Genomic DNA, 22,641 nt, shown 5'->3' with positions numbered 1-22,641 from the left:
ACCACCATGGCCGATACAAAGCCCCCGCAACCCCTGCCCCCCCATGAACTGATGAAGTGGCTGACGGCGTTGCGCCGCGCCACCCAAGCCACCGCCAAAAGCGCTCCACTTGTGTAAGCGCTGGCTTGTGTAGGAGCTGGCTTGCCAGCGAAGGCGCCCTTCAGGTTTGTACCCGGCCTGAGGACCTCTTCGCCGGCAAGCGGAACGCCGCCCGGCCGACTCCTGCGGCTTTTGCCGACGCAATAAAAAACGCCGACGCTGTGATAGCCGTCGGCGTTCAAACCTTGAAGGGGTTTGTCGCTTCAGTAGCCTAGTTCATCAGAACGCCGGCAGGACCGCGCCGCTGTATTTCTTCTCGATGAAGGCTTTGACCTCTGGGCTGGTCAGGGCCTTGGCCAGCTTCTGGATCGCCGCGCTGTCCTTGTTGTCCGGACGCGCCACCAGGTAGTTCACGTAAGGCGAATCGGCGCCTTCGATGACCAGCGCATCCTTGGCCGGGTTCAGGCCCGCTTCCAGGGCGTAGTTGGTGTTGATCATGTCCAGGTCAACCTGATCCAGGACCCGTGGCAGCATCGCCGACTCAAGCTCCTTGAACTTGAAGTTGTGCGGGTTCTTGGCGATGTCCTTGGGCGTGGACACGGCGTTCTTCGGGTCCTTGAGCTCGATCAGACCGGCCTTGTGCAGCAGGATCAGGGCACGGCCGCTGTTGCTGCCTTCGTTGGGGATGGCAATGGTGGCGCCATCTTTCAGCTCGGCCAGGGACTTGACCTTCTTCGAGTAGCCGCCGAAGGGTTCGACGTGCACACCGATCACGGTTTCCAGGTGAGTGCCCTTGCCCTCGTTGAAGTTCTTCAGGTACGGCAGGGTCTGGAAGTAGTTGGCGTCCAGACGCTTCTGATCGACCTGTACGTTGGGTTGCACGTAGTCGGTGAAAACCTTGATTTCCAGGTCCACGCCTTCCTTGGCCAGGGTGGGCTTGATCAGCTCGAGAATCTCGGCGTGGGGCACCGGGGTCGCGGCAACCACCAGCTTCTCGCCGGCCTGGGCAATACCGGCGCTCAGGGCTGCCGCCAGTGCGGTGAACAACAGAACTTTTTTCATGCAAGGTCCTTAGGTGTCGGGATCGACGACGGCTTCAAATGAGATGCTTATAAGGGTGCCAGTGATGTGCCACTGCTGGCGTGAAGCGGACAATACCGAGATTTTTTATTCCCGAACAATATCTTTTATTCACGTTCATATTCCATTTTGTTCATACATCCCGCCCCACCACCGCGCCCTGTAGCCGCTGCCGCAGGCGCTTGAGGGCCTAGCACTCCCCTGTAGCCGCTGCCGCAGGCTGCGAACGACGACGCAGTCGGCGCCAGGGGCATCGGGGCTCTCCAGCAGGATCGTGGTGAACGGCTTTGCGTCTGCTGCGCAGCCGGTCGCAGCCTGCGGCAGCGGCTACACCGCCAGCAGGCGCTTGAGGGCCTGGCGATCCGCGTCTGAATCGCTCTCGGCGATCTGCCGCAGCAGCAGCTCGATCTGCTCCAGCGGCGAGCGCGTCGGCGGCAGGTTGAGGTGCTCGGGAAGAATTTCCTCGCCGCTGCTGACCAGCAGGGCAAAGTGAATGACGTTCTCCAGCTCCCGGGTATTGCCCGGCCAGCTGTGGCGCTCCAGGGCCTGTTGCGCGGCTTCGCTGATCAGCGGCACCGGCAGGTCCAGGCGCTGGCTGTAGATCCCCAGGAAATACTCGGCCAGGGACTCGATATCCCCGACCCGCTCGCGCAGCGCCGGCAGCTCCAACTGGCCCTCGCTGAGGTAGCGGTACAGGCGCTCATGAAACTTGCCCGCCGCCACCGCCTGGGCCAAGTCGATGCTGGTGGCCGCCACCAGGCGCACATCCACCGGGCTCGGTTGCTGGGCACCGACCCTCGTCACTTCGTGGTTCTCCAGGGCTGCCAGCAGCTTGGTCTGAATCGGCAGCGGCAAGTCGCCGATCTCGTCCAGGTACAGGGTCCCGCCATTGGCCGAACCGAACCAGCCGGCCCGGCTGCTGGCGGAGCCGCTGAAACTGCCGGCGGCATAGCCGAACAGTTCGGCGTCGGCGTAGGTGGGGCTGATGGCGCCGCAGTTGACCGAGACAAACAGCCCGCTGCGGTCGCTGGCGCGGTGGATGTGTCGGGCCAGCAGCTCCTTGCCGGTGCCGGTTTCACCACGGATCAGCACCGAGATCGCACGGGGCGCCAGTTGCTCCAGCTCTTCACGCAGTTGTCGCGAACGTGGATCGACGAACACCAGCGCCTTGGCGCGGATGCTCAGGGGACTTTTTTCCGCATCGGGAAAGGTCAGCAGCGGCTGGCCGAAAGGGGTATGAGGACTCATGGCAGACTCCCGCCCAAAACCGCCTGAGGACGGGGGCGTTTAAACAGGGAAAATACGGTCAGGCACGACGCAGGGCGTGTTGTTCCATGCGGTTCTGCAGGCGATAGAGATAGGCGAATCCCTGCTCCCAGCGCTGGTGGCCGGACTTGACGTTGATATGCCCGGCTCCCGCCAGAATCCCGGCTTCGGCGCCCCAGTCACGGGCCAGTTCCAGGGCACGCGGCGCGCTGACGGCGCTGTCGTTGTCCGAACTCACCACCTGGCTGGGGAACGGCAACAGGTCCCGGGGAATCGGCGCGAAATTGCGCAGGGCCGGCGCACAGGCCGCACGCTCGACATCCGCCGGCGCCACCAGCAGCGCACCGCGCACCTGGCGCAGCGCTGCCGCGGGCGCGCGCGCCGCCCAGTGGGCCACGGTGATGCAACCCAGGCTGTGGGCAATCAGGATCACCGGGGTGTCGTCGATGGCGATGGCTTCGGCCAGGGCCGCCACCCAGTCTTCACGGCGCGGCGTCAGCCAATCGGCCTGCTCCACCCGCGCACTGTTGGGCAGGCTGTTCTGCCAATGGGTTTGCCAATGATCTTCTGGCGATCCTTGCCAGCCCGGCACAATCAAGTAGCGAATGGATTCGTTGCGCATGGGGAACTCTCCTGCTGCGTGTCTGTTCCCGGACGAGTATAGGGAGGGGATTTATATTCGTTAAGGAATAAGAAGCTATTTATTAATACCCCAAAAGAATATAAGGCCTGCCTCCTTCAATCCTTTTGCCTGCGCGCAAACAATTCGTCGGCATCGAACTATTGGCCAAAAATATACGACTTTTTCTTGATCAAACCGGCTGGCTAGGATGAGAACCATCCGCCCCTGGGTGCGTCATTCCAAGACTGTCATGGGGGATAAACCTCAACTCATTTGAGGCGTGGCCGCGATGAACATCGGTGAACCTTGGATGTGGGCTGCTTTCATCGTCTTCGTCATCGCCGTACTGGCGCTTGACCTGTTTGTCTTCGGTGGGCGCAAGGCCCATCGGGTTTCGGCCCGGGAAGCGCTGGCCTGGGTCATAGCCTGGGCCAGCCTGGCATTGGTCTTCGCCGGTCTGCTCTGGTGGTATCTGAACGATACGCTGGGTGCGCAAATCGCCCAGCGCAAAACCCTTGAGTTCCTCACCGGCTACCTGATCGAACAGTCACTGTCGATCGACAACATGTTCGTCTTCGTGATGATCTTCAGCTATTTCGCCGTACCGCCGCCATTGCAGCGGCGCGTGCTGCTGTACGGCGTACTCGGCGCCATCGTCATGCGTGCAGCGATGATTCTCGCCGGCGTCTGGCTGGTACAGGAGTTCGCCTGGCTGCTCTACGTCTTCGGAGTCCTGCTGGTCGTCACGGGCATCAAGATGCTGATCTTTGCCGAGCAACAACCCGACCTCGACAAAAACCCGATACTGCGCTGGATGCGCAAGCACTTGCGCGTCACCCAGGAGTTTCACGGCGAGCGTTTTTTTGTCATCCACAATGGCCTGCTCTGGGCGACGCCGATGTTCCTGGTGCTGGTGTTGATCGAGGCCAGCGACCTGATTTTTGCGGTCGATAGCATCCCGGCGATTTTCGCCGTGACCACCGATCCCTTCATCGTGTTCACCTCCAACATATTCGCCATCATGGGCCTGCGCGCCTTGTACTTCCTGCTCGCGGACATGGCTGAGCGGTTCCATCTGCTCAAGTACGGACTGGCCATAGTGCTGGTGTTTATCGGAAGCAAAATGCTGGCCGCGCCCTGGTTCCATATGCCGGTCCATTGGTCGCTGGCCATCGTCGGCGGCATCATCCTCAGTGCGGTGGTACTGAGCCTGACGCTGACCAGGAACAGAACACGCATCGCTGGCAAACCATGAGGTCTCAGGCACGCCCAGGAAGACGCTCAAAGTGTCTGGCAAAAAAAAAGGCCGCACCCTGCCAAGGAGACGGCCTGAAAAGTCGTGGCTTTGTTGCTCGGTGTCAGCGCGCGGTAATCACCGATAGCTTGGTGATGCCCGCACGCTCGATGGACGCCATGGCCCGGGCCACTTCCCCGTAGTTGACGCCATCGTCGGCCTGCAGCTGGACCCGCACTTGCGGGTCCTTGGCCTTGGCCGCTTGCAAGTTGGTTTCCAGCAGGTCCGGCTGGATCTCGTCCTTGTTGATAAAGAGTTTGCCGGCGCCGTCGATGCTCACCACCAGCGGGTCTTTCTGTTCCACCGGGGCCACGGCCTCGGTCTTGGGCAGGTTGATCGGGATGGCGTTGGTCAGCAGCGGCGCGGTGACGATGAACACCACCAGCAGTACCAGCATCACGTCCACCAATGGCGTGACGTTGATCTCGCTCAGCACCTCATCGCTGTCTTGGGTGGAGAAGGCCATATCAGGACGCCTCCTGCACTTTTTGCAGGCTGCCCTGGGCCGCAGCCTTGTGCACGCTCGGGTGGATCAGCACGCGGAACGAGTTCTTCTGCGCCAGGCTGTAGAAGTCGTGGGCGAAGTCGTCCAGGTCCGCTGCGGTGAGCTTCAGGCGCCGCAGGAAGTAGTTGTAGACCAGCACCGCCGGCACTGCGACGGCGATCCCCACGCCGGTGGCCACCAAGGCCGCGCCGATGGGACCGGCCACGGTTTCCAGGCTCGCCGAGCCCGCCGCGCTGATGCCTTTCAGGGCTTCCATGATCCCCCACACGGTGCCGAACAGGCCGATGAAGGGCGAGGTGCTGCCGATACTGGCGACCACCGCCAGGCCGGTTTCCAGGGAGCGGCGCTCGCGCACGATCTGCTGGCGCAAGGCACGTTCGAGGCGGTCCTGATGGTTGATCGCCTGGCTCAGGTCCGCTGCATGGGGGGCGTCGCCGACCTGGATCGCCGCATAGCCGGCCTGGGCCACCCGGGCCGCCGCGCCGGGCTGGGTTTCACTCAACGGGGCAGCGGAGTCGAGGCTGGAAGCGGCCCAGAACTGATTGTGGAACTTGCGATCCTGGGACTTGAGACGGGCGAACTGCACGCCCTTGACCAGGGCCAGGCCCCAGGTGGCGACGGAGAAGACCACCAACAGCCAGATCACCGCGCTTTCGATGGATTCCAGTGGAGATGCCAGTAACGTCATGATGTGTTCCCTCTGTGTAAGCGTTTAGCGCGTGTTGGTTGATCGGCCTTGCGGCTCAATGAATCTTGAAGTCGATGGGTACGCTGACCCAGCCGTCCTGGGCCACGTCGCCCTGTTTGGCCGGAACGAAACTCCAGCGCTTGACCGCGGCCAGGGCCGCATCGTCGAGCTGCTGGCGACCGCTGCTTTTCTGAATCTGGATCTCCCCCGGCTTGCCGCTGGCCAGCACATGCACCCGCAGCAGCACCGTGCCTTCCCAGCCCCGGCGCTGAGCCAGGGACGGGTATTCCGGCGCCGGGTTCTTCAGGTACGCGGCACTGGCCGAAGCCGGCGTCACAGGGGCCGGGGCCGGCGGCGCGGGTGGCGCCGGAGCGGCTACCGGGGCGGCCGGCTGCGGCGGTGCCGGCGTCTGCTGCACCGGTTTGGGTGCAGGCTTCGGCTCGGGTTTGGGCACGGGCTTAGGCTTGGGTTTAGGCACCGGCTTGGGCGGTGGCGGCTTGACCGCCAGCTCGTCCTCCACCGGCGGTGGTGGCTCCACCACTGGCTGTACCGGCACAGGCGGAGGCGGCTCCACTACAGGCAGCGCCGGGTGCGAGAACTCGATGGTCATGGGCGGGATTTCCGGCGGCACGATCGGCAGCACCGGGGTCGGCTTCTGGCTCAGCCAGTAGATCACCGCCGCATGCAGCAGCAGCGCCGCCGCGCCAAGGATGAATGTCTCCCGGCGGCGCAAAATTCCCTTGGGCGTGCGTTGCAGACGCAATTGGCCCAGCGGCAAGCGGTGAGGCCGGCCGAGGTCGACCAACTCGCCGCTCGGTGCCTGGCGCCACAGCACCTCGTGTGCACTGGCGGCGGTCTGGACATTGCCCATGGTTCACTCCCTACGATCTTTTGAAAAACCCGGCACCGGCGTTTGAACACCCCCCACGCAACGGTGCCGCGGGGTCAATGATCAGTGCCCCACGCTTATCTCTTAAAGTAATCTTTCAAGTTATAGATAGATCGGAACGGAATATTGAATTCACCCGGAACAGCTCAGGCCACGTGATTCAAGGGCTGTAGCCAAGAGGGAAAAACGCCATGCCTTGCAGGCATTGAAAATATTCCTGCAAAGCATCGAAACAGGCCTGTTAGTGCAGAAAAACAATAGAATCCCATTGCACTCGAAACCAACTTAAGCGCCCATGTATTTAATTAACTTTACAAGCGGACACGACAAAGCCGCTGAACCGGCACGCTGCCTTATATAAGGCAGCGCGTATTCAGCGGCTGTTTATTATCGAACTTGTTATTGCTTGACGAACTCGCCGCTCAGGCCGACCACATCGCCGCTGAAGTTGCTGCGGGCACCGGAGGCGCGCAACCGGGAATAGTTGTGATCGGGTGAGAACAGCGCCCAGGCCTGGTAACCGTAGCCATCGTTGTAGCCGGATACATTGATGATGGTCGGCTGCCCGGTGCTGTTCTGGAAGTGGTAATGCCCGGCGACGCTGTACTTGACCCCGGCCTGGGTCAACTCACCGCTGAACGAACCGTTGGAGTCGTTGCCGTCGGTCACGACCAGACGGGCGTCAGCGTTGGAGTTTACATAGGTTCCATTGATGCTCGACATAATGCGGGTTTCCTTATGCAGTTGAATAATTCGTCCAATGAAGCAAGTTCCTCCTGGAACTCACAAACCCAGCATGGTCGGCGTTTATAACTCTGTCCAAAACAAACTTGCGCAATAACTAATTAAATAGCTATAGCCTGCAATCGGCTCTCTATAAGTTATGACCGAAACAAAAGCACTTATAACTTACCCGTGGTTTCAACTTGCGGCTTGACACTGGCCACGGCTCGCAACTGCTCTTGTAATGCCTTGCCGGCCCGACTTAGGCCACTGCCGGCATACAGCGCCAGGCGCACGCCCTGGATATCCGGCAAGCCGCTGGCGGCGTCGAGCATCCGATGGCCCTTGCCCAGCACCCGCACCGGCAACAGGCTGATGCCCAGGCCCGCCGCCACCGCCGAGCAGACACTGGCCAGGCTGGCGCTGGAATAGGCGATGCGCCACGGCCAGCCGCCGACTTCCAGGTGGTGGAGCATTTCCTGGCGATACAAACCGCCCACCGGGAACGCCACCAGCGGCAGCGGATCGCGGCCAAAGGCGGGCTGGCGAACGCTATCGACCCAGCACAGCGGCTCGGGCCAGGATTCCACGCAGTCGTCGCTGTGGCCCATCTGCTTGACCAGCAGCAGGTCGAACTCGCCACGGCGGAACTGGCGCAGCAACTCCGGTCCCAGACCACTGGTGACCTCCAGGCGTACCGCTGGATAGTCGCGGCCAAAGCGCGAGAGCATCGGCATCAGGCGCTCGGCAGCAAAGTCTTCCGGCACCCCCAGGCGCAGCACTTCCTCGCCGCGCTGGTTGATCAAGACGTCGCTGGCCTCTTCATGCAGCGCCAGAATGCGCCGGGCATAGGCCAGCAGGCGCTCGCCCTCCACCGTGGCCACCACCCGGCGCTGGTCGCGGTCAAGCAACTGGCAACCCAGGCTCTCCTCCAGGCGCCGCACCTGCTGGCTCACGGTGGACTGGGTCAAGTGCAGGCGCTCGGCCGCGCGGGTGAAGTTCTGGCAGTCGGCAACCGCCACGAAACTGCGCAGCAACACGGGATCGAACATTACTCATCACCATTCTGATAGCCACTGATTGGCATGATTATATTTAATTTCAGAATACCCAAGGGCTTCACCATACTCCCCTTTCACCAGCAGGAACGGGAGGTTCCCATGCCACTCAAGCGGTCCTTCAAACGCGGCCTGATGGCCATAAGTCTGTTAACGGCGGGGGTGGTCCTGGCCAGCGACAACTCGCTGCTGGATGCGGTACGCAAGGGTCGGTTACAGCAGGTACAGCAGCTGATCCAGCAAGGCGCAGCCCTCGACGAGCGTGGCCTGGACGGCAGCAGCCCGCTGCTGTTGGCCACTCGCGACAATCGCATCGACATCGCCCGCGCGCTGATCGAAGCCGGGGCCGACGTCAACCGCAAGAACCTGATCCAGGACAGCCCCTACCTGCTGGCCGGCGCCAGCGGCCACAACGAAATCCTCAAGCTGACCCTGGCCCACGGCGCCGACCTCAAGAGCACCAACCGCTACGGCGGCACTGCCCTGATCCCGGCCTGCGAACGCGGCCACGTGGAAACCGTGCGTCTGCTGATCGAAGCCGGCGTCGACCTGAACCACGTCAACCACCTGGGCTGGACCTGCCTGATGGAAGCCATCGTGCTGTCCGACGGCGGCCCGGCGCACCAGCAAATCGTCGCCCAGTTGATTGCCGCCGGCGCCGACCTGAACCTGCCGGATCGTGCCGGTATCAGCCCGCTGCAACAGGCCGAACGCCGTGGCCAGAGCGCCATTGCCAAGCTGCTGCGCGATGCCGGCGCGGCGTAACCCCTGCCCCCCCTTTGAAGGAGCCCTCCATGCACGACGATCAGCACTACCTGCAACAGGCCGTGGCACTGGCCCGACGCAATGTCGAGCAGGGCGGCCGTCCGTTCGGCGCGCTGCTGGTGCGCAACGGCCGGGTGCTGGCCGAGGCGGTGAATGAAATCCACCTCAGCCAGGACCCCACCGCCCACGCCGAAATGCTCGCCATCCGCGCCGCCAGCCAGCAACTGGGCCCGCGCCTGGACGACTGCGTGATCTACGCCAGCGGCCAGCCGTGCCCCATGTGCCTGGCCGCCATGTACCTGTGCGGCGTTTCCCGCGCGGTGTTCGCCGCCAGCAATGAACAGGCGCAGCCATTCGGCCTGTCCACCGCGGCCATCTACCAAGAGCTGAGCCAGCCCCTGGAAGCACAGCGCTTGCCGCTGCTGCACCTGCCCCAGGCGGCAATGACCGCCCTGTACCAGGATTGGCAGACGCGCCATGCAGCGAACTGAATCGACCTTCAAGACCTTCGCCGGCTGGGCGCTGCTGGTGTGCCTGGGGCTGAACCTGCGCCCCATCCTCAGCTCGGTCAGCCCGTTGCTCAACGAGATTCGCGGGGCCACCGGCATGAGTTTCCAGAGCAGCGCCTGGCTCACCAGCCTGCCGGTGATCTGCATGGGCCTGGTGGCCTTGCTCGGAGTACGGATCGAAGCCCGTCTCGGCGAACGCCGCGGCGTGTCCCTGGGTTTAGTGCTGGTGCTGCTGGCCTGCCTGGTGCGGCTGTTCTTCGGCCAGGCCGCGGCCTTGCTCGCCACCGCCCTGCTCGGCGGCGCCGGAGTGGCCCTGATCCAGGCCCTGGTGCCAGCGCTGATCAAGCGCCAGTTCCAGCAGCGGGTGGCCCTGGCCATGGGCGTCTACTCGGCCTCGCTGATGGGCGGTGGCGGCATCGCCGCCCTGCTCAGCCCGCAGGTGGCCAGCCACTTCGCCCACTGGCAAGTGGGGCTGGGCATCTGGGTACTGCCAGCCATGGCCGCCCTGCTGCTGTGGCTGTGCCTGCCCCTGGGCGCCGGCCGCCGCAACGGCCTCCCGGTGCCCAGGGCCGGGCTCTGGAGCAACCGCCGCGCCTGGCTGCTGGCGTTGTATTTCGGCTTGGTGAACTGCGGCTACATGAGCATGGTGGCGTGGCTGCCGGCCTACTACCTGCAGCTGGGTTGGAGCGCCACCCAGAGCGGCTCGCTGCTGGCCTTCATGACGATTTTCCAAGTCACCGCCGCCCTGCTGATGCCCGCCCTGGCCCAGCGCAGCAGCGACCGCCGCCCACTGCTGGGCATCAGCCTCACGGCCCAGGCCGCAGGGTTTCTCGGGCTGGTGCTGTGGCCCTTGCAGAGCCCGCACCTGTGGGTAGCGCTGATCGGCTTCGGCCTCGGAGCGTGCTTTGCCCTGAGCCTGATCCTGACCCTGGATCACCGCCGCGATCCCCGGGAAGCCGGGCAACTGGCGGCTTTTGTCCAGGGCGTGGGCTTTCTGATCAACGCCGTCTCGCCGTGGCTGAGCGGCTGGCTGCGGCAAGTCACCGGCAGCTTTGTCAGCGCCTGGTGGGTGTTGATCGTCGGCGTCCTGGCGATGCTGCTGTTGACGCGAATCTTCAGCCCGGCCAGTTATCAGGCCAGGGCCACTGTCGGCACTGTCGCGCCAGCGACCTGAGCGCGACCGTCAATCGATGCCGCCTGCGAGGGCTCGCAGGCGGACAAGCGTCAAGGAACGGATCAGCCCTCGATCCGCCACTGCAATGCATCCAGCACATCGCAGCCGTCCTGCAGCAGCAGGTGAGCGGCATTGGCCACATGGCTCAGGTCTTGATCGGCAACACCCTTGATGCTCAGGCAGTTGAGACTGTGCATCAGATCGCGAGTGGCCTTGATCCGCTGCACAGCGCAGCCATAGAGATCGGCCGGAGGGGCGGCAGGGTTGAGGTAGAGCACCGGGGTGGGGGTGAGATTGCTTTGTAGCGGGGTGAACTCAGACATGGGTACATCTCCATTATTGTGTGGAGCTATCACCCGTTGCGGCTAAACAAGAGGGGTGGCAGCTGTACGCGGGTTAGCCGGCCGGGCCAATAATGGAATACCCGGCACACCCGAAGGTGTCCCGCGCACAGCCGCCATAACAAACGCCAAGCGACAAGGCGCGGGGCATTATAGAGGCAGGAAGTGCGTCCATTATTGTGTTTTTTCGACCGGCTAAGATCGGCCACCGATGCGTCGGTGACAGGCCGGACTATAGGCAGGAGGTCCTGGCGGAACAATCGCCGAAGTATTGCCATTCCCTTCCATCGACCCCAAGTAGAATTCCCTCTCGACACCCAGAACACAGGAACCGCAATGGACGCCGACACCCTCAGCCGCTGGGTAAAGAGCCTCGGGCTCAGCCATGCAGAACTGATCGCCCGGGGAGAGCGCATCGAGCGCCCGACGGGCAAGCTCTACGACGAATTCGAATGGCTGACCGTGATCGTCGAGCCCGGCCTGATGCTGGACTTCTGGGAAGACAGCCTGGTCCTGGAAAAGGTACTGATCGAGCTCATGCCTCTTGAAGAAGGGCGCTCGTTCTACAGCGGCGAACTGCCCGCCCCGTTCTCACGCAGCATGACTCGCGAAGACATTCGCGACCTGCTCGGCACGCCCCTGCGCTCGGGGGAACGTAGGCCATCAGCAGATGGGCAATACATGCTCAACGCATGGGAGAGCTACCGCCTGCCGGAGCCTCTCCACCCGAGTGCGCGGGTGGGTTTCGTCTATAGCGTCGACCTGACAATCAAAGTCCTGTCATTCGACTTGCTCGAGCCGCAGCGCGACTGATTCGCGCGACACCGCGTGGCTCTTGGAGGCTTGCGGCGATCCGGTAGGCATTAGAGGCTCGGCGTGAGATCGCCAAGCAAGGCCCTGCGGTCCTTTTCGCAGCCTCGCAGGCTCGGCAGCGGCTACAGGGAACGTGGAGGACGACAGAGATAGGCCGGCCGGTAGGCCGCCGTCAGATTTTGATCTTGCTCTGGCTTTTGATCTTCCTGCCCCCTTAGACACGATGGCCGAACGCAGGCATTGAGCCGTGGGTAACCCGGCAGGACGCCGGGTTAGCCGCGCTGGGCCAGGGATGGCCCATTGCGGCGGCCCACGGATCAATGCCGGAGTTCGGGCATGCCGAGCCTAGGCGAGGCACCGAGTGTAGGGGCAGGAGCCTTTGGTTACTTTGGGCTCTTCAAAGTGACTCGCTGTAAGAGCGAAACCATAAGTGGCCGTGACCGCAGCAACGGATATGCACACCCATAAGACCGCAACCTCAGGTTTCACGGCCGCTACGCGCCCGAGCGGGAGCCTGCTCCCTCGCCACATCATCATTCCTGGCTATGAACCGCCGGCATCTTTCGAGAAATAAATTATTGTAATCAGATAATTATTTATCAATAATTCGCCACCCCCAACGTTTTGCAAGGAATGACGCATGAACCCCCAAATAAATGGCTCAGCCCAGTACCGCTTACGACGGGTCGGCCTGCTGGCCGCGATCCTGGCCTGGGTCATGGGTGTGGTCGAGGTCGGCGGCAATGCCGGAATGTGGATCTACAACAAGGATCAGGTTCTGGGTGCCCTGCTCAGCGTCTTCGCCGACCACTCGCCGCGTCTGCTGGAAGCCGATTTCAAACTCTCTTCGCTGAGCTTCACCCTGCTGGTGATCCTCGACTTCCTGCCCTTGCTGCTGTCGAGCTTCGCCCTGTACCTGACCGGGGTGTTCTTCCTGCGCCTGTCGCGCGGCGAAACCTGGAGCGACCGCAACATCCGCATCCTCTGGCGCGTGGGCATGCTGTGGATCGTCGCCCCGGCCACCTTCCCGATGATGGAAACCCTGCAAGGCCTGGCCCTGTCCATCGACCTGCCGCCCGGCCAGCGCATTCTGCAGATCTCCGCGGGCTTCTCGTCCTACGCGGCCTATGAGGTGGTCAAAGGAATCTTGCTCTGCTCGTTTTCCATTATCATGCGCGACGCCAAAGTCCTCAGTGATGAGCACAGTCACTACATATAGAACAATGAGATGACCATTATCGTTCGGCTTGACGTTGTCATGGCTAAAAACAAGATTCGCTCCAAAGAGCTGGCCGCCATCCTGGGCATTACCGAGGCGAATCTGTCGTTGCTGAAAAATGGCAAGGTCAAGGGGATGAAAATCGAGACCCTGGACAAACTCTGCGCTGCACTCGACTGCCAGCCCGGTGACCTTCTGGAATACCAGGCCACCGAGCCCGCGTAACCCCCCGCGTTTGTTTGATCCGAGTCCCGTTCGTTAAAGCCTTACCACTCCTCACGTTGCACATTGGCTTATTCATGACTCGCTACCTGCTCTGCCCGCTGCTTTTACTCGCCTGTCTTTTGACCGGCTGCGCCAACAAACTCGAAGTGGCCATCGCCGCTACCCCGGCTCCGGACTACTACTTCGATCCCCAGGCCCCGGTGCTGGTGACCGTCAACGGCGCCAACGACGCCCACGGCCTCAACGCCAGCTACTACCTGCGCGACATGGTCGCGGCCCTGCACGGCATGGGCTTCAAGCAGGTCTACACCGAGACATCGCTGCCCAAGAACCCCCCACCGTTTCGCATGAACTTCACCCTCGACGTGGGCAGCGAAAAGACCAGCTACCGCTACACCGCTACCGACTACGGCCAGGTGCCCAGCAGCACCAAGACGGTGTGCAAGCAGAGCACCAAGAAGGACAAGAACCTGGTCTGCAACAGCACCCCGACCACCACCTGGGGCCCGGTGGGTTCCTCGGAGCGCACCGGCTACACCACCCTCAGCACCTTCAACATCAAGGCCAAGGACGAGCAGAGCCGGCGCACCGTGTTCCTGCTGCGGGCCTCGTCCTATAACGAGGACTGCCAGGACGCCAAGGTCGAGGACTTCCTGGTGCAGGAAAGCCTGAACAACCTGGACTTCAAAAACCGGGTGCAGCGCAAATACACCGTCACCCTGCCCGAAGGTCACAGCTGCAACTAAGCGCCTACCGCGCACCGGGCGACACGCCTACAATCGCCCCTCGCCGCCCGCCCGATCCCCCTCGCGCGGGCGCAGCCCCCTCAACGACAAGGCGCAGGTCGAACATGCCCCTGGACTGGAATGCCTGGGAAATAGAACCCGGATCGGCGGTGGACGAACAGCTGATCGCCCAGGTGCAGCAACGCCTCTGCGTCGAGTTCCCGGCGCTGTACCTGGAGCTGGTGCAGTACGCCGCGGCCGCCGCGCCGGGGATCGGCACATTCCCTTATGGCAACGGCTACGCCTGCATCAGCGAGTTCTTCGAATTCGGCCTGGACAACCAACCCTGGAGCCTGCTCTGGTACGCCAGCCTCGGCCGCGTGCCGGGGCTCGCCGCCGGTTGCCTGCCGATTGCCCGGGATGCCGGTGGCCTGCTGATTTGCCTGGACTTCAACAGCCCGCGGGTGGCGGTGGAAGTCTTCGATCCCGAGAGCGCCAGGCGCTACCCGGTGGCGGCCGACTTCAAGGCCTTTGTCGAGCTGTGGCAACCATGAACACGCCAGGCAAATGGATAGTCGTGCCCACCAGCCAAGAGGCCCAGCAACGCCTGGATCTGGACCAGTGCCTGCCGGGCGACCTGGAGGAACTGGCCCTGTCCCCGGAGCAGTGGGCGGTGCTGTCGCGCAGCGACCTGCTACCGAGCCTGAACCGCGCCCTGGGCAGCCTGATCGACGACTACGAAGACGCCTCGATCCAGGGCCAGGCCGCCCTGGCCACGGCCCTGTCGATCCTGATGCAGGCCGCGACGCCCGAGGATGAACTTATCCACAGGCTGATCGCCCTGAATCGACTGGCCCTGGAACGGGATACCGGCCTGTACTTCTACTTCTGAGGCCGTCGGCCAAAACCGCCTCGTCCAGCCAGCTCGCCTGCGCCACACTCACCGTCGTTTCCGAGCGTGACATGCCCTGGGGGCTCTGCGGCGCGAGGTCCGTGAAGCCGGGTTTCAGAAGTCGTAGCGGCCTGTGACGCCCAGGGTTCGCGGCGTGCCCAGCAGGCCTTCGTAACCACCGTTGCCGCCGGTCCAGAGGGTGGTGTAGTAGGTTTTGTCGAAGGCGTTCTTCAGCCACAGTGAGACGTCCCACTGACCCTGCTCGTAGTTGCCGCGCAGGCCGGTGGACAGGTTGACCACGGCGTAGCTGGGGATCTGCCCGTATTCGGAATCCTCCACGGTGCCCACCGCCTTGGAACGGAACGCATAGCTGGCGGTGACGTACTCTTCCAGGCCGTTATCCAGGTTCCACTTGTACTCGCCGTTGGCGTTGCCGATCCATTTCGACGCACCCACCACCTGGTGGCCGCTGAGGTCGCAGGACGCCGGTGCGCCAGGACGCAGGCTGACTTCCGGCGGGCACGGCGCATCCTTGTAGGACAGGTAGCGCACGTCGTTGTAGGAGCCGTTGAGGTTCAGGGTCAGGCCGCGAATCGGCACCAGGGTGCTTTCCACCTCCACCCCGCGCGAGCGCACCGAACCGGCGTTGGTCAGGTACTGCACGCGATTGGCGTCGTCGTAGGCGTTGGTCTGGTAGCCATTGACCTGGGTCCAGAACAGGTTGGCGTTGAGTTGCAGGCGACGGTCCCACAGGGTGCTCTTGAAGCCCAGTTCCGCGTTGTTGGCGCGCTCGGTGCCGATCAACAGCGAGTCCGCCCCGGCGGTCGGCGCCGAGCCCACGACCAGATTGACCCCGCCGGACTTCTCGCCGTGGGACAGGGTGGCGTAGCCCAGCAGGTCATCGGTGAAGCGGTAGCTGAGGTTGAGCAGGCCCGAAGGGCTGGTGCTGTACTGGTTGAGGTCACCGGAGTCATAGGCCCCGGTGCGTCCGCGACGAGCATTGGCGGCAGCCCCGACCACTGCCGCGCCACCCAGCGGAGCGTTGCGGGTGACCCAGGCACTTTTTTCCTCGTAGGTGCCCCGCAGGCCAGCGGTGAAATCCAGGCGCTCGGTCAGGTGCCAGGTGCCTTGGGCGAACAGGGCGAAACTGTTGGTCTGGATGTGCCCGTTGCCGATGCTGGTGACGTTGCTCAAGGCACCGGCCGGGGTGCCGTTCCAGATGTCCGCCTTGGGCCCGTAATAGGCGAAGGATTTGTTGTCCAGGTCGGAGCCGAAGTAGTAGGCACCCAGCACGTAGTCGAAGAAGCCGCCAGTGGGCGAGGCCAGTCGGAATTCCTGGGACCACTGTTTGTCTTCCACTGAAACCCCGGCGTTGTAGGTAGCCGCCACGTTGAGGCCATCGTCGTTGCGCGGAGTGAAGTTCCACCAGCGGTAGGAACTGACCGAGGTCAGCGTGAAGTCGCTGGGCAGGGTCCAGTTGGCCTCAAGCGAAGTGCCGCCCTGGAACACCGTGACATGCTGGTCGTTGTCCAGGTTGACCTTGCGGTGCGAACCGTTGACCAGGGTCGCCCCGGCCGCCGCCGCACGCGACTGGTAGACATTGGTGCCGTTGATGGTCGGCCCGGTGCTGTACAGCACCCGGGTGCCGGCACTGGAATCCTCTTCGTTGTAGTCGCCGATCCAGCGCAGGTTGAAGCTGTCATTGGGCTTGTACAGCAACTGCCCGCGAAAGCCCTGGCGGGAGCCGCCATTCAGATCGTGGCCGTCGAACTCGTTCTTGATGTCGCCGTCGCTGCGGGTGCGGTAGGCGGAAAAACGCCCCGCCAGCTCATCAGTCAGCGGCCCGGAAATCGTGCCCTTGGTCTGGAAGTAGCCGTCCTCGCCGAGGGAGGTTTCGATGCTGCGCTCCGGGGTGAAGCTCGGCGCCCGGGTGCTGATGTTGATCACCCCGGCGGTGGTGTTCTTGCCGAACAGGGTGCCCTGGGGACCGCGCAGCACTTCCAGCTGTTCGATGTCCATCAGGTCGAACACCGCCATCCCCGGCCTTCCGAGGTAGACGTTGTCGATGTACAACCCGACGCTGCCTTCCAGGCCGTCGCTGGCCGGGTTGTTGCCCAGGCCACGGATCGACACGCTGGACTGGCGCGCATGCATGTAGGCGACGTTGACGCTGGGCACCAGTTGCTGCAGGTCCTGGATGCGATACACCCGCTGGCTCTCCAGGGCCTGGCCGCTGACCACGCTCATGGGCGTAGGCACGCTCTGCGAGCTTTCCTCGCGGCGGCGAGCCGTCACGGTCACCGTTTGCAACTGGCCATCGTCGGCCTGGGTCTTGTTGGCGCTGTTCTTGGCCGGCGCGGTGTCCGGCGCCGGGGCCTCTTCGGCCCAGGTCGGCGTCCAACTGGCGCTGCCGGCCAGCAACAGCGCCAGGGGCAGGCGCTTGAGCCGCCGGGGCGAGAGGGGTGACGCGAGGGACAACGGGCTCATGGGCGGCTCCTGGTCAGAAAATATACAGCCTCGTATATTCCTTAAAGTTATTTATTTATGTTTTTGCAAAGATTTACTGCATAAGAGATTGCCTTTATAAGGAGTCGACCTAATGCATAGCCAATGCATTTCCCCGATATTTTTTATGTGAAAAATGCATATCGATCTGCGCCAGCTCCGTCACTTCATCGCCCTCGCTGAACAGCGCAGCTTTGTCGCGGCCGCAGCGGCGGTGAACCTCTCGCAATCGGCCTTCAGCCGCAGCATCCAGGCCCTGGAACACAGCGTCGGTTGTCAGCTGGTGGATCGCGGGCGCAAGGACCTGGCGCCGACCAAGCAGGGCCAGTTATTGCTGGAACATGCGCGCCGGCTGGTCAGCGGGGCCCAGCAGATGGCCAACGAGATCAGCCAGTTCAATGGCCTGGAGGCGGGAGAGTTGCGTTTCGGCTGCGGCCCGGCCCCAGCCTCGGGGTTGATTCCCCGAGCCATCGGCAGCTTTATCGGGCGCTACCCCAAGGCCCGGGTGCAGTTCCAGGTGGATGACTGGCAAAGCCTGAGCAAGCGCCTGCTCAGCGAAGAGTTCGAGTTCTTCGTCGCCGACACCCGGCACTTCGAGGCCGATCCGGATTACCTGACCCAGCGCCTGCGTCCGCGCAAATGGCATTTCTGCTGCCGCGCCGGGCATCCCCTGGCCCAGCGCGCCAGCGTCAGCGCCAGTGAGCTGATGAGCTACCCGCTGGCGGTGACCATCCGCCCGCCGAACCTGCGCAAAGTGATTGTCGACCTGAGCGGCAAGCCGGACTTCACGCCCAACGTGGAATGCGAAAACAGCTACAGCCTGCTGGGCGTGGTCATGCGCTCGGACGCCATCGGCATCGTCGGCTCCTACAGCGATGCCTTGCACAACGCCAAGGGCGAACTGGTGTGCCTGAAGATCGACGGGCTGGCCGACGACCTGGAAGAGCTCTACACCCGCTACGGCATCGTCAGCCGCGCCGGCTATCGCCTGTCGCCCCTGGCGGCGGCGATGATCGAAGAGATCAAGGCCATCGACGAACAGGACGAAGCGCTGCCGTCCCTCGACAACCTGGCCGTCTGAGCCCCTGACTGGCGTCCTGCCCCGACACTCGTCCCCTGCGCTTGCACCTGTAGCCGCTGCCGAGCCTGCGAGGCTGCGAACGAGGACGCAGTCCTCGCCCCGGCCATCCACGGCAAATCCCCGGCGGCCGCTGCGCGGCCGATCGCAGCCTGCGGCAGCGGCTACAAGGACCTGAGCGATGCACGCCCTGCATCAAAACTATTCGGCAAATGCGCTTGCCGGGAGGCCCCGCCGGAGGCGAAAAAACTCGCCTGTCTTCCCCTCGGTGAACCCCATGTCCAATACCCATCCGCACGTGCGCAACGTGCTCTACATCATGTGCGACCAGCTGCGCCGGGATTACCTCTCGTGCTACGGCCACCCACACCTGCACACCCCGAACATCGATCGCCTGGCCGCCGCCGGGGTGCGCTTCAGCCGCGCCTACACCCAGGGCACCATCTGCGGTCCATCACGGATGTCGGCCTACACCGGGCGCTATGTCAGCAGCCATCAGGTGGCGTGGAACGCCGTGCCCCTGCCCCTGGAGGAACTGACCCTGGGGGACTACCTCCGGCCCTACGGCATTCGCACTGCGCTGGTGGGCAAGACCCACGCCACGCCCAACCTCGATGCCCTGCAACGCCTGGCCATCGACCCCGAAAGCCCCCAGGCCGAGGCGCTGAACGAAGTCGGCTTCGAGCCCTACTTGCGCCACGACGGCATCTACCCCGACGACCCGCTGTTCGATGACAAACGCGAGTCGGCGCCCTACACCCATTACCTGCGCAAGCTGGGCTATGACGGGCGCAACCCCTGGCACGACTGGGCCAACGCTGGAGCCGGCGAGCAAGGGCAGATCCTCAGCGGCTGGAAGATGCGCAACGCGCACCTGCCGGCCCGGGTCGCCGAGGAACATTCGGAAACCGTCTACACCACCGACCGCGCCATCGACTTCATCAGCGAACAGGGCGAGCAACCCTGGTGCCTGCACCTGTCCTACATCAAGCCGCACTGGCCCTACATCGCCCCCGCGCCCTACCACGCCCTGTATGGCCCCGAGCAGGTCATCCCGGCCGTGCGCGCGGCGCCTGGGCAGCTCAGCGATCACCCGGTCTACGCCGCCTTCCGCCAGCATGAAGAAAGCCTGAATTTTTCCCGGGATGAAGTGCGCCTGAACGTGGTGCCGACCTACATGGGGCTGATCAAGCAGGTGGACGATCAGTTGGGCCGGCTGTTCGATTTCCTCCAGAGCAACGGCCGCTGGGACGACACTTTGATCGTCTTCACCAGCGACCATGGTGACTTCCTTGGCGATCACTGCCTGGGGGAAAAGGAGTTTCTGCTGGAGCCGGCGGTGGGTGTACCACTGATTGTCCGCGACCCGCGCGCGGCGGCGGACAGCAGCCGCGGCACGGTGGATGAACGCCTGGTGGAAACCATCGACGCCCTGCCGACCTTTCTTGAGGCCCTGGGCCTGCCGGGAGCCGAACATCGCCTGGAAGGCCGCTCGCTGATCCCGCTGCTGCACGGCGCCGAACCGGACTGGCGCCGCTACGCCATCAGCGAATACGACTACGCCTTCCAGGCCCCGGCCCGGGAGCGCCTGGGCCAGCCCATCGACCGTTGCCGCATGACCATGGTGCGCAGCGAACGCTGGAAGTACCTGGCCTACGACGGCTTTCGCCCACAGCTGTTCGACCTGCACAACGACCCCCAGGAGTTGCATGACCTGGGAGCCGACCCGGCCTATGCCGCGGTGCGTGAAGAACACCTGGGGTATCTGCTGCAATGGCTGCGCGGCCTGAAACGCCGCACCACCATCAGCCATGAGGAAATCGACCTGCGGGGCCAGCGTTTCCGCTACGGCGAACCGGAAAGCGAAAAGCTGGTGCAGATCGGCGTGTGGTAACCCCCACCCACGCCTACACCGCCCCTCGTAGGAGCCGGCTTGCTGGCGAAGAGGCCCCCAAGCCTTGCAGCGCTCTCTGGGGCGCATTCGCTGGCAAGCCAGCTCCTACAGTGGGCAGGTTCATCGGGTAAATGCCCGTGGGGCGGGTCAGAGGCCTTTGATGGTCTGGCTGCGCTGGCCATGCACGCCCACAGGGACATCGCCCTTGAGGGTCACGCGGCGCACGATGCGGTCCTGGGTGCCGTAGTCGTCCACGGCGTAATGCTGGGTCGAGCGGTTGTCCCAGATCGCTACGTCACCGGCGCTCCAGCGCCAGCGCACGGTGTTTTCCAGGCGGGTGACGTGGCTTTGCAGCAGGTTGAACAGGTGCGCCGAATCGGCCTGGGAATAGCCTTTGATGCGCTTGACGAAGTGCCCCAGCACCAGGCTCTTTTCGCCGCTTTCGGGGTGCACGCGGACGATCGGGTGTTCCGTCTCGAATACGGTGGAGGTGAAGACTTTGCGGTAACGCTCCAGCTTCTCCGCCGAGACATCAGGCTTGGCCCCGGCGTAGTCGTATTCGTTGCTGTGCACCGCCCAGAGCTTGTCCGCCAGCTCACGCAGTTCCGCCGAGAGTTCGTTGTACGCGGTGGCGGTGTTGGCCCACACCGTATCGCCACCGGAAGCCGGGGCCACCACCGAACGCAGGATCGAGGCTTTCGGGTAGGCGTCGACGAAGGTCACGTCGGTGTGCCAGGAGTTGGCCCGCTGACCCTCGGCGCCATCCAGTTCCAACAGGTAGCGGGTGCCGTCGCGCACCGGCACGGTGGGGTGGGCCACCGGTTCGCCCAGCAGGTGGGAGAAGGCTTCCTGGCTCTGGTCGTCGAGGTGGGTCTGGCCACGGAAGAAAATCACCTTGTATTGCACCAGCGCCTGCTGGATGGCGTCCACGGTGCCGGCGTCGAGGTCGCCGGACAATTGCACGCCACGGATCTCGGCGCCGATGCGACCGGCCACCGGGTGGATATCAAGGGCATCAACAGCGGGTTTAACGGCTAAGGCGGCATTGCTCATCAGGTACACCCTCATCGACTGCTTACGGTGGGAACCGCCGCGAAACAACGCTCTATCTATATTCAATTTGGATCTAATAGATAACTACATGCTTCGTTGACGGAATAAGAGCTTGCATTTAAAACCTCATTCCTCACTCGTCGCAAATGCCTTCGAGCTATTTTTCGGATGCCGGGAAAGCATATGGATCTTCGCCAATTGCGTTACTTCATCGCCCTCAATGAACACCGCAGTTTTGTCCGTGCCGCCGACGCGATGGGCATCACCCAACCGGCCTTCAGCCGCAGTATCCAGGGCCTGGAGCAGGAGTTCGGCTGCGTACTGGTGGACCGTGGCAACAAGGATCTGCGCCCCACCCCGGAAGGCCAGGTGGTGCTGCAGCACGCCTTGAGCCTGGTGCAGGGCGCGGCCTTGCTCAGCAGCGAAGTGACCCAGATGACCAAGCTCGATGCCGGCGAGGTGCGCTTCGGCTGCGGCCCGGCGCCGGCGGTGAAACTGGTGCCCGACGCGGTGGCGCAGTTCAGCAGCGCCCACCCCAAGGTGCGCACCTGCTTTGCCGTGGATAACTGGGAGAAACTCAGCCGCAGCCTGAACCGCGAAGAGATCGAATTCTTTATCGCCGACATCCGCCATTTCGAGGCCGACCCGAACTACCAGACCCAGCCGCTGACGCCCAAGCGCGGGGTGTTCTTCTGCCGCCCCGGGCACCCGCTGCTGGCCAAGGAAAGCCTGTCCACCAACGACATGTTCGACTACCCCCTGGCCACCACCCTGATCCCTCCGGGGATTCGCAAGCTTTTGGCCAACCTCAGCGGACGCATCGACTTTTCACCGACCATCGAGACTGAACACTTTCCGGCGCTGGTGAAGATCGTCCGCCAGTCCAATGCCATTGGCGTGGGCACCGCCGAGGCCTTTGCCGAAGACATCGAACAGGGGTCGCTGGTGCTGCTGCACTGGCGCAACCTGCCGCAGAACATCGAAAGCCTGAATGCCCGCTGCGGCATCGTCAGCCGCAGCGGTTTTCGCCTGTCGCCAGCGGCGCGCAAGTTGATCGAAGTGCTAGTGGCGGTCGACCAGCAAACCCACGGCATCGCCGTCTAACCCTGTAGCCGCTGCCGCAGGCTGCGAACGACGACGCAGTCGGCGCAAGAGGCACCCGGCTCCTCCAGGTAGACCGCGTTGCCGGCCCAGCGCCCCCCACGGTGCCGAACGCAGCCCTGTAGCCGCTGCCGCAGGCTGCGAACGACGACGCAGTCGGCGCAAGAGGCACCCGGTTCCTCC

Annotated in this window: 24 protein-coding genes; 13 read left to right on the top strand and 11 right to left on the bottom strand. The window is 63.4% G+C overall.

What is annotated here, in order from left to right:
• Nucleotides 1-318: 318 nt before the first annotated feature.
• The 3 genes from PFZ56_RS07055 to PFZ56_RS07045 form a co-directional block, all read right to left on the bottom strand.
• Nucleotides 319-1,101 (bottom strand): MetQ/NlpA family ABC transporter substrate-binding protein, encoded by a 783-nt coding sequence (locus PFZ56_RS07055; RefSeq protein ID WP_102882719.1) that lies wholly within the window; start codon nt 1,099-1,101, stop codon nt 319-321.
• Between the two features lie 345 nt (nt 1,102-1,446).
• Nucleotides 1,447-2,367 carry a sigma 54-interacting transcriptional regulator gene (locus tag PFZ56_RS07050; RefSeq protein ID WP_102862618.1) on the bottom strand — a complete coding sequence of 307 codons (921 nt, stop codon included), beginning with the start codon at nt 2,365-2,367 and terminating at the stop codon, nt 1,447-1,449.
• A gap of 58 nt (nt 2,368-2,425) precedes the next feature.
• Nucleotides 2,426-3,007 carry an alpha/beta hydrolase gene (locus PFZ56_RS07045; protein ID WP_102862617.1) on the bottom strand — a complete coding sequence of 194 codons (582 nt, stop codon included), beginning with the start codon at nt 3,005-3,007 and terminating at the stop codon, nt 2,426-2,428.
• Between the two features lie 289 nt (nt 3,008-3,296).
• On the opposite strand from PFZ56_RS07045, the gene PFZ56_RS07040 reads away from it, so the two are divergent.
• Nucleotides 3,297-4,262 carry a TerC family protein gene (locus tag PFZ56_RS07040; RefSeq protein ID WP_170002587.1) on the top strand — a complete coding sequence of 322 codons (966 nt, stop codon included), beginning with the start codon at nt 3,297-3,299 and terminating at the stop codon, nt 4,260-4,262.
• Nucleotides 4,263-4,365: 103 nt separating this feature from the next.
• Here the strand turns inward: PFZ56_RS07040 and PFZ56_RS07035 are convergent, their stop codons facing one another.
• The 5 genes from PFZ56_RS07035 to PFZ56_RS07015 form a co-directional block, all read right to left on the bottom strand.
• Complete coding sequence (locus tag PFZ56_RS07035; RefSeq protein WP_011058607.1) at nt 4,366-4,767, bottom strand: biopolymer transporter ExbD; 402 nt, start codon at nt 4,765-4,767, stop codon at nt 4,366-4,368.
• 1 nt (nt 4,768) lies between these two features.
• On the bottom strand, nt 4,769-5,494 hold the full coding sequence (locus PFZ56_RS07030; protein WP_102862614.1) for a MotA/TolQ/ExbB proton channel family protein: 726 nt from the start codon (nt 5,492-5,494) through the stop codon (nt 4,769-4,771).
• Between the two features lie 55 nt (nt 5,495-5,549).
• Nucleotides 5,550-6,365 carry an energy transducer TonB gene (locus PFZ56_RS07025; RefSeq protein ID WP_170002585.1) on the bottom strand — a complete coding sequence of 272 codons (816 nt, stop codon included), beginning with the start codon at nt 6,363-6,365 and terminating at the stop codon, nt 5,550-5,552.
• Between the two features lie 417 nt (nt 6,366-6,782).
• The gene (locus PFZ56_RS07020; protein ID WP_016963092.1) at nt 6,783-7,106 is read right to left on the bottom strand and encodes a hypothetical protein; all 324 of its coding nucleotides are present in this window, start codon (nt 7,104-7,106) and stop codon (nt 6,783-6,785) included.
• A 179-nt stretch (nt 7,107-7,285) separates the two neighbouring features.
• Nucleotides 7,286-8,158, bottom strand: coding sequence for a LysR family transcriptional regulator (locus PFZ56_RS07015; protein WP_170002583.1), 873 nt, complete (start codon nt 8,156-8,158; stop codon nt 7,286-7,288).
• A gap of 108 nt (nt 8,159-8,266) precedes the next feature.
• Between PFZ56_RS07015 and PFZ56_RS07010 the strand changes: the two genes are divergently transcribed.
• The 3 genes from PFZ56_RS07010 to PFZ56_RS07000 are packed head-to-tail and all read left to right on the top strand — an operon-like array spanning nt 8,267 to nt 10,612.
• The gene (locus PFZ56_RS07010; protein ID WP_170002581.1) at nt 8,267-8,929 is read left to right on the top strand and encodes an ankyrin repeat domain-containing protein; all 663 of its coding nucleotides are present in this window, start codon (nt 8,267-8,269) and stop codon (nt 8,927-8,929) included.
• Nucleotides 8,930-8,958: 29 nt separating this feature from the next.
• Nucleotides 8,959-9,420, top strand: a complete 462-nt coding sequence (locus tag PFZ56_RS07005) for a nucleoside deaminase (RefSeq protein ID WP_170002579.1) — start codon at nt 8,959-8,961, stop codon at nt 9,418-9,420.
• Nucleotides 9,407-10,612: a CynX/NimT family MFS transporter gene (locus PFZ56_RS07000; protein ID WP_170002577.1), complete on the top strand. Its 1,206-nt coding sequence runs from the start codon at nt 9,407-9,409 to the stop codon at nt 10,610-10,612. The genes PFZ56_RS07005 and PFZ56_RS07000 overlap by 14 nt, the downstream gene beginning before the upstream one ends.
• A gap of 62 nt (nt 10,613-10,674) precedes the next feature.
• Here PFZ56_RS07000 and PFZ56_RS06995 read toward each other — a convergent pair whose 3' ends face one another.
• On the bottom strand, nt 10,675-10,935 hold the full coding sequence (locus PFZ56_RS06995) for a hypothetical protein (protein ID WP_060836990.1): 261 nt from the start codon (nt 10,933-10,935) through the stop codon (nt 10,675-10,677).
• Nucleotides 10,936-11,289: 354 nt separating this feature from the next.
• Here PFZ56_RS06995 and PFZ56_RS06990 point away from each other — a divergent pair, with 354 nt between their 5' ends.
• The 6 genes from PFZ56_RS06990 (at nt 11,290) to PFZ56_RS06965 (ending at nt 14,827) form a co-directional block, all read left to right on the top strand.
• Nucleotides 11,290-11,766 carry a DUF6392 family protein gene (locus tag PFZ56_RS06990; RefSeq protein WP_170002575.1) on the top strand — a complete coding sequence of 159 codons (477 nt, stop codon included), beginning with the start codon at nt 11,290-11,292 and terminating at the stop codon, nt 11,764-11,766.
• Nucleotides 11,767-12,406: 640 nt separating this feature from the next.
• Nucleotides 12,407-12,985, top strand: coding sequence for a hypothetical protein (locus PFZ56_RS06985; protein ID WP_102882711.1), 579 nt, complete (start codon nt 12,407-12,409; stop codon nt 12,983-12,985).
• Nucleotides 12,986-12,994: 9 nt separating this feature from the next.
• Nucleotides 12,995-13,210 (top strand): helix-turn-helix transcriptional regulator, encoded by a 216-nt coding sequence (locus PFZ56_RS06980; protein WP_011058598.1) that lies wholly within the window; start codon nt 12,995-12,997, stop codon nt 13,208-13,210.
• A 74-nt stretch (nt 13,211-13,284) separates the two neighbouring features.
• Nucleotides 13,285-13,956, top strand: a complete 672-nt coding sequence (locus PFZ56_RS06975; RefSeq protein WP_102882710.1) for a hypothetical protein — start codon at nt 13,285-13,287, stop codon at nt 13,954-13,956.
• 104 nt (nt 13,957-14,060) lie between these two features.
• Nucleotides 14,061-14,489: an SMI1/KNR4 family protein gene (locus PFZ56_RS06970; RefSeq protein ID WP_170002573.1), complete on the top strand. Its 429-nt coding sequence runs from the start codon at nt 14,061-14,063 to the stop codon at nt 14,487-14,489.
• Between the two features lie 23 nt (nt 14,490-14,512).
• A complete protein-coding gene (locus tag PFZ56_RS06965) occupies nt 14,513-14,827 on the top strand; it encodes a hypothetical protein (RefSeq protein ID WP_102882709.1) in 315 nt (104 codons plus the stop codon).
• 114 nt (nt 14,828-14,941) lie between these two features.
• Here the strand turns inward: PFZ56_RS06965 and PFZ56_RS06960 are convergent, their stop codons facing one another.
• Complete coding sequence (locus tag PFZ56_RS06960; protein ID WP_170002569.1) at nt 14,942-17,314, bottom strand: TonB-dependent receptor; 2,373 nt, start codon at nt 17,312-17,314, stop codon at nt 14,942-14,944.
• 154 nt (nt 17,315-17,468) lie between these two features.
• Here PFZ56_RS06960 and PFZ56_RS06955 point away from each other — a divergent pair, with 154 nt between their 5' ends.
• Both PFZ56_RS06955 and PFZ56_RS06950 read left to right on the top strand, forming a co-directional pair.
• Nucleotides 17,469-18,413, top strand: a complete 945-nt coding sequence (locus PFZ56_RS06955) for a LysR family transcriptional regulator (protein ID WP_110651204.1) — start codon at nt 17,469-17,471, stop codon at nt 18,411-18,413.
• 274 nt (nt 18,414-18,687) lie between these two features.
• Nucleotides 18,688-20,304, top strand: a complete 1,617-nt coding sequence (locus PFZ56_RS06950) for an alkaline phosphatase family protein (RefSeq protein WP_170002567.1) — start codon at nt 18,688-18,690, stop codon at nt 20,302-20,304.
• A 147-nt stretch (nt 20,305-20,451) separates the two neighbouring features.
• Here PFZ56_RS06950 and PFZ56_RS06945 read toward each other — a convergent pair whose 3' ends face one another.
• The gene (locus PFZ56_RS06945; RefSeq protein WP_110651294.1) at nt 20,452-21,357 is read right to left on the bottom strand and encodes a TauD/TfdA family dioxygenase; all 906 of its coding nucleotides are present in this window, start codon (nt 21,355-21,357) and stop codon (nt 20,452-20,454) included.
• Nucleotides 21,358-21,540: 183 nt separating this feature from the next.
• Here PFZ56_RS06945 and PFZ56_RS06940 point away from each other — a divergent pair, with 183 nt between their 5' ends.
• Entirely contained in the window at nt 21,541-22,461 is a 921-nt protein-coding gene (locus PFZ56_RS06940; protein WP_102862601.1) for a LysR family transcriptional regulator, read from the top strand.
• Nucleotides 22,462-22,641: the final 180 nt, after the last annotated feature.

It is taken from the genome of Pseudomonas danubii (assembly GCF_042980055.1).
GTDB classification, from domain to species: domain Bacteria; phylum Pseudomonadota; class Gammaproteobacteria; order Pseudomonadales; family Pseudomonadaceae; genus Aquipseudomonas; species Aquipseudomonas danubii.
Note: the sequence above shows the minus strand (reverse complement) of the source record. Positions and strands in the feature narration are given on the sequence as shown.

What these genes read in the sequence shown, in the direction of transcription:
- PFZ56_RS07020 (WP_016963092.1), bottom strand. Translation starts at nt 7,106, where the DNA reads ATGTCGAGCATCAATGGAACCTATGTAAACTCCAACGCTGACGCCCGT.
- PFZ56_RS07055 (WP_102882719.1), bottom strand. Translation starts at nt 1,101, where the DNA reads ATGAAAAAAGTTCTGTTGTTCACCGCACTGGCGGCAGCCCTGAGCGCC.
- PFZ56_RS07050 (WP_102862618.1), bottom strand. Translation starts at nt 2,367, where the DNA reads ATGAGTCCTCATACCCCTTTCGGCCAGCCGCTGCTGACCTTTCCCGAT.
- PFZ56_RS06955 (WP_110651204.1), top strand. Translation starts at nt 17,469, where the DNA reads ATGCATATCGATCTGCGCCAGCTCCGTCACTTCATCGCCCTCGCTGAA.
- PFZ56_RS06945 (WP_110651294.1), bottom strand. Translation starts at nt 21,357, where the DNA reads ATGAGCAATGCCGCCTTAGCCGTTAAACCCGCTGTTGATGCCCTTGAT.
- PFZ56_RS07000 (WP_170002577.1), top strand. Translation starts at nt 9,407, where the DNA reads ATGCAGCGAACTGAATCGACCTTCAAGACCTTCGCCGGCTGGGCGCTG.
- PFZ56_RS06980 (WP_011058598.1), top strand. Translation starts at nt 12,995, where the DNA reads ATGACCATTATCGTTCGGCTTGACGTTGTCATGGCTAAAAACAAGATT.
- PFZ56_RS06940 (WP_102862601.1), top strand. Translation starts at nt 21,541, where the DNA reads ATGGATCTTCGCCAATTGCGTTACTTCATCGCCCTCAATGAACACCGC.
- PFZ56_RS07025 (WP_170002585.1), bottom strand. Translation starts at nt 6,365, where the DNA reads ATGGGCAATGTCCAGACCGCCGCCAGTGCACACGAGGTGCTGTGGCGC.
- PFZ56_RS06985 (WP_102882711.1), top strand. Translation starts at nt 12,407, where the DNA reads ATGAACCCCCAAATAAATGGCTCAGCCCAGTACCGCTTACGACGGGTC.
- PFZ56_RS07005 (WP_170002579.1), top strand. Translation starts at nt 8,959, where the DNA reads ATGCACGACGATCAGCACTACCTGCAACAGGCCGTGGCACTGGCCCGA.
- PFZ56_RS07015 (WP_170002583.1), bottom strand. Translation starts at nt 8,158, where the DNA reads ATGTTCGATCCCGTGTTGCTGCGCAGTTTCGTGGCGGTTGCCGACTGC.
- PFZ56_RS07045 (WP_102862617.1), bottom strand. Translation starts at nt 3,007, where the DNA reads ATGCGCAACGAATCCATTCGCTACTTGATTGTGCCGGGCTGGCAAGGA.
- PFZ56_RS06970 (WP_170002573.1), top strand. Translation starts at nt 14,061, where the DNA reads ATGCCCCTGGACTGGAATGCCTGGGAAATAGAACCCGGATCGGCGGTG.
- PFZ56_RS06950 (WP_170002567.1), top strand. Translation starts at nt 18,688, where the DNA reads ATGTCCAATACCCATCCGCACGTGCGCAACGTGCTCTACATCATGTGC.
- PFZ56_RS06975 (WP_102882710.1), top strand. Translation starts at nt 13,285, where the DNA reads ATGACTCGCTACCTGCTCTGCCCGCTGCTTTTACTCGCCTGTCTTTTG.
- PFZ56_RS07035 (WP_011058607.1), bottom strand. Translation starts at nt 4,767, where the DNA reads ATGGCCTTCTCCACCCAAGACAGCGATGAGGTGCTGAGCGAGATCAAC.
- PFZ56_RS07030 (WP_102862614.1), bottom strand. Translation starts at nt 5,494, where the DNA reads ATGACGTTACTGGCATCTCCACTGGAATCCATCGAAAGCGCGGTGATC.
- PFZ56_RS06995 (WP_060836990.1), bottom strand. Translation starts at nt 10,935, where the DNA reads ATGTCTGAGTTCACCCCGCTACAAAGCAATCTCACCCCCACCCCGGTG.
- PFZ56_RS07010 (WP_170002581.1), top strand. Translation starts at nt 8,267, where the DNA reads ATGCCACTCAAGCGGTCCTTCAAACGCGGCCTGATGGCCATAAGTCTG.
- PFZ56_RS06990 (WP_170002575.1), top strand. Translation starts at nt 11,290, where the DNA reads ATGGACGCCGACACCCTCAGCCGCTGGGTAAAGAGCCTCGGGCTCAGC.
- PFZ56_RS06960 (WP_170002569.1), bottom strand. Translation starts at nt 17,314, where the DNA reads ATGAGCCCGTTGTCCCTCGCGTCACCCCTCTCGCCCCGGCGGCTCAAG.
- PFZ56_RS07040 (WP_170002587.1), top strand. Translation starts at nt 3,297, where the DNA reads ATGAACATCGGTGAACCTTGGATGTGGGCTGCTTTCATCGTCTTCGTC.